The 4,580-nt window shown below is 37.8% G+C and carries 4 protein-coding genes; 3 read left to right on the forward strand and 1 reads right to left on the reverse strand.

Features of this window, described 5'->3' with window-relative positions:
* Positions 1-464 precede the first annotated feature (464 nt).
* Entirely contained in the window at positions 465-764 is a 300-nt protein-coding gene (locus F6K13_RS19465) for a hypothetical protein (RefSeq protein ID WP_124146878.1), read from the reverse strand.
* A gap of 661 nt (positions 765-1,425) precedes the next feature.
* On the opposite strand from F6K13_RS19465, the gene F6K13_RS19470 reads away from it, so the two are divergent.
* The 3 genes from F6K13_RS19470 (at position 1,426) to F6K13_RS19480 (ending at position 4,339) form a co-directional block, all read left to right on the forward strand.
* Positions 1,426-2,601 carry an iron-containing alcohol dehydrogenase family protein gene (locus tag F6K13_RS19470; protein WP_192901187.1) on the forward strand — a complete coding sequence of 392 codons (1,176 nt, stop codon included), beginning with the start codon at positions 1,426-1,428 and terminating at the stop codon, positions 2,599-2,601.
* 2 nt (positions 2,602-2,603) lie between these two features.
* Positions 2,604-2,891: a zinc ribbon domain-containing protein gene (locus F6K13_RS19475; protein WP_338043242.1), complete on the forward strand. Its 288-nt coding sequence runs from the start codon at positions 2,604-2,606 to the stop codon at positions 2,889-2,891.
* 263 nt (positions 2,892-3,154) lie between these two features.
* Entirely contained in the window at positions 3,155-4,339 is a 1,185-nt protein-coding gene (locus F6K13_RS19480; protein ID WP_124146877.1) for an aspartate aminotransferase, read from the forward strand.
* Positions 4,340-4,580: the final 241 nt, after the last annotated feature.

A 4,580-nucleotide genomic window follows, 5' to 3' on the forward strand; every position in this document is an offset into this window, starting at 1 on the left:
GTATCAGGCCGTGACGTCCGGTTCGGGCGAACGGCTCGTCACCGCGATGCTGATCGACGCGATCATGGTGATCGGCATCCAGATCTACGTTGGCATTACCTAATCAGTGAATCTTAATACCGCGACTTAGACTAACAATTCTATTGGGCACACCTTGGTCTTGTTTACTATTTTGAGTATCTGAATTTATACGTTTTTTCGAGTACTGCATTTTTTTATTACCTATTCTATCTTAACATTCTCTATGATATGATTTAAAAAAATTAATTGGCTTTGCATAATCAAGCCGATTTTATTTTATTGTCTCATATCACTAGGGAAAGTCATCTGAACTCAAATAAATCATTTACCAGTTTTTTCTAAATTGCTAATTGATACCATAAATTCAATCTCCCATTTGATTTTATTTGCTCACTGTTCATTTCTATGATTACTATAAAAAAATTATTAAATTCAATTATTTGTTATCTGGTAGCATTACGTTGTAAAGGGGTGATTCTCTGAGAATTGGCAAAGATGCCTTCTCCCTGCATTTGATTTATTGGTGGTTTTATTTCAATTTTCATCACTTTTTCTGTAGAAATACAAACTGTTTGATCTATTAAGTGAAAAGTTATCCAAGGTTGTTGGAGTAACTGTGGTAATATAGTTTGAAACTGTTGAGAATTGATTGGTAAACTAAAGGTCTCTGAATTACCATTGATATAATAAAGTATTATCTCTGTGCTGCTTTCTTGAGCGTATTGCGCAAATGAACCTTTCATTGTTTTTGCTCCCCAATTTAATTGTGCAAAGACTTAGTCTTGTCTGATACTATGACTGTTAGAGATTTTAATAAATTTGACTGTACCTACTCCTGGCTTAAACTTTTATACCTGAAGAAACATTAATTAGAGGATAATAAATACTTGTTAAGTATAAAAAATTATCAAATTTTAACCCTCTTGAAAAAATATTTATTACTATAGACATAATATTTAGTTTGAGTGAATAAAATTATTACATAAGTCAAAAAAATATTATTTTAACTAGCTATCAGCTTGGTTTAAAATTGCCGTTTTAATTGTATTAATTTCGGTTTTATATAGATATAAGATATAGCTAAATGCATCAATTGCCGTTAGTTTTTTAAGAGTTAAAAAATCATTCTGAGATTGATATTTTATCTAGATAATTAAATACTTGATGGAGTAGAAAAAAGTACAGAAAACTTTTTAGTTTCACAATTAATGTGTAAACTCCATATATTTATAATATACTCAATTATATTCCTCTAGCAGTAGCCAGTAAAAAAATTAATAATCAATCTTTAGTATAAAACTTAATAAATTCAAAAAAAAATTAAAAATTTTCAGGAAAGCCTGGCAAGTATAACAATATTTGCCTATACTCAATAAAATTGACTCTAATCTAGCCTTTGTCGCCATGATTAAACAGACCAATACCTGCCAACCAGCAACAACTATATTATCCCTAAATATTGCGCCAACTCAAATTATTCGGGGAAAAAATGCTCTGGCCAAATCAGGAGAAGCGATCGCCCTTCTTGGCAATAATCCCTTAATTGTAGGAGGCGATCGCTCCTTGAATATCATTCAACCACACCTTGGGCCTTTACTACAAAATCATCATTTAAAATTTACTCAGGCCAACTACGGGTCGGACTGTAGTGAAGCTAGCCTAGCTAATCTTCGCCAAATCGTCACAACTCAAAAAGCAGACCTGATAATTGGTGTTGGTGGTGGCAAAGCTCTCGACACAGCCAAACTCTTAGCCCACCAAAGTCACTTACCCATAGTCACCATTCCCACCTCAGCAGGCACTTGTGCAGCTTGGACTGCATTATCAAACATCTACTCAGACCAAGGCGCTTTCTTGTACGATGTTAGTCTAGCTAAATGTCCAGACCTGCTAATTCTGGATTATAGTTTAATCAAAACTGGGCCTGCCCGTATCTTAGTAGCTGGTATTGGGGATGCGATCGCCAAATGGTACGAAGCCTCAGTTAGTAGTGGCCATTCAGAACAAACAATGATAGTTGCTGCTGTCCAACAAGCAAGAGTTTTGCGAGATATTCTCTTCCAAAAATCAACAGTAGCTTTACAAGAACCTGGTGGAGAAACCTGGCAAGAAGTTGTTGATGCCACAGTCTTATTAGCAGGTTTAATTGGAGGTATTGGCGGTGCTCAATGTCGGACTGTCGCTGCCCATGCTGTTCATAATGGCCTAACTCATTTGTCAGCAAGTCATGGTACATTACATGGAGAAAAAGTTGCTTATGGTATATTAGTCCAACTAAGGTTGGAAGAAATGCTACAAGGCAACCAACTAGCTATGACTGCTAGACAGCAACTGTTAAAATTCTATGATGAGATTGGTTTACCAAAAACCTTGGGTGACTTAGGGTTAGGAGAAATCAGTTTGTCTGAATTATGGGGTGCTGCTGAAGTTGCTTGTCATAGCAATTCTGATATTCATCGCTTACCATTTAGGGTAATTCCCGAGCAATTAGTAGCAGCAATGGTTTCAACAACAGTCCCACAAGAGCCAGAGAAACAAAATTTAGTGTCAAAGCCGGAAATGCTCGACAAAAGATTATAGCTGTGAACCCCAAAAATACTAGCCAAGATTGCTCAAATTGTGAAGAAAAAGTCCCTAAAGAATTAAACATACGAACTCATTCTTGTTCCCATTGTGGCATAGTAATAGACCGCGACTTAAATGCGGCGATAAATATCAAAAATAGGGCGGTAGGGCATTCCGTCCTTAAAGCTCGTGGAGGCCGACGGGATACCGGGACTACGAAACGAGAAGCCCACACTATAGCGTCAGCGAGCGTGTGGGAGATGTCACGAATTGATACCTATGCAGATACTACAGCTAATTTCTGAAGATTGAAATCTGATGTTTTGAAAAAAATAGTTTATTTTAAGTAGTCTCACTTTTACCGAATAATTAAGGTTTAAAACATCTCCTTTAAAGGAGAAACAAGCGGTCGAGGTATGGCGAGGTCTCTGAGCTGGCCAACCATCGACCAAGAGAAGACAAAATTTTCATTATTAGTCAATCCTCTTCTTTTCAAGGAGAGATAATTGTTAATTATTAATTATTAATTATTAATTGTTGAACTACCTATTTTCTGCTTCAACTTGTAATAAATATGGATTGGATTAGTCCCGCAAACAGAGTACAAGCACTACCACCTTATGTTTTTGCCCGTTTAGACGAACTAAAAGCTCGTGCCCGCGAACAAGGGCTAGATTTAATTGACTTGGGAATGGGGAACCCTGATGGGGCGACTCCTCAACCTGTGGTGGAGGCCGCTATCGCCGCTTTACAAGAAGTAACTAACCATGGTTATCCACCCTTTGAAGGTACTGCTAGTTTCAGGAAAGCAATTACTAATTGGTATTTCCGTCGTTATAATGTGAAACTTGACCCAGATGGTGAAGCTTTACCACTTTTGGGTTCTAAGGAGGGTTTAACTCACTTAGCTTTGGCTTATGTGAATCCAGGAGATTTAGTTTTAGCACCTAATCCTGCATATCCGGCCCATTTCCGTGGCCCTTTAATTGCTGGAGGTAAGATTCATAGCATTTTACTGAAACCAGAAAATGATTGGATTATTGATTTAGGGGATATTCCCGATAGTGTTGCAGAGCAAGCGAAGATTCTCTATTTTAATTATCCTAGTAATCCCACTGGTGCTACTGCCCCACGGGAATTTTTCCAGGATATTGTCGCTTTTGCTAAAAAGTATGAAATTATGCTGGTTCACGACTTATGTTATGCTGAGTTAGCTTTTGATGGTTATCAGCCTACAAGTTTATTGGAGATTCCTGGGGGAAAAGATATTGGTGTTGAGTTTCACACTATGTCTAAGACTTATAATATGGCTGGTTGGCGAGTAGGTTTTGTGGTTGGTAATTCTCGGATTATTCAAGGGTTACGTACTCTGAAAACTAATTTAGATTATGGGTTGTTTGCTGCTCTACAATCCGCTGCTGAAACTGCTTTACAGTTACCGGATGAATTTTTACATCAGGTTCAAGAGCGTTATCGGCAACGTCGAGATTTTCTGATTCAAGGTTTAGGAAAGTTGGGTTGGAATGTGCGGAAAACTCTGGCAACTATGTATTTATGGGTGCCTTGTCCACCAGGAGTAGGATCTACTGATTTTGCTTTGTCTGTATTACAAAAAACTGGGGTTGTGGTGACTCCTGGAAATGCTTTTGGTAGTGGAGGAGAGGGTTATCTGAGGGTTAGTTTAATTGCTGAATGTGAGCGTTTGGGTGAAGTATTAAGTCGGTTTCAGCAGGTAGGAATTTCCTATCATTGAATTAGCAAAATTTTATATGAAGAAAGACTCTAGCATCATTAGCTGAGTCTTTGATATTTACTATTATTTTCTCTGGATTTCTGAATACTTAACAACCAACTGTAGCTCAAAACTATGAACTACCCCGCCGTGTAGACGGACGGGGTTTCTAAGTCCCCGTCAACAAAGTCCGCACTTTGAGATTTTGAGCGCTTCATTTGCCCCAGTTGCCTCATCGAGCCTGTATGTTTACGGGTCGAAT

It is taken from the genome of Okeania sp. SIO2B9, assembly GCF_010672505.1.
GTDB classification, from domain to species: Bacteria; Cyanobacteriota; Cyanobacteriia; order Cyanobacteriales; family Microcoleaceae; genus Okeania; species Okeania hirsuta.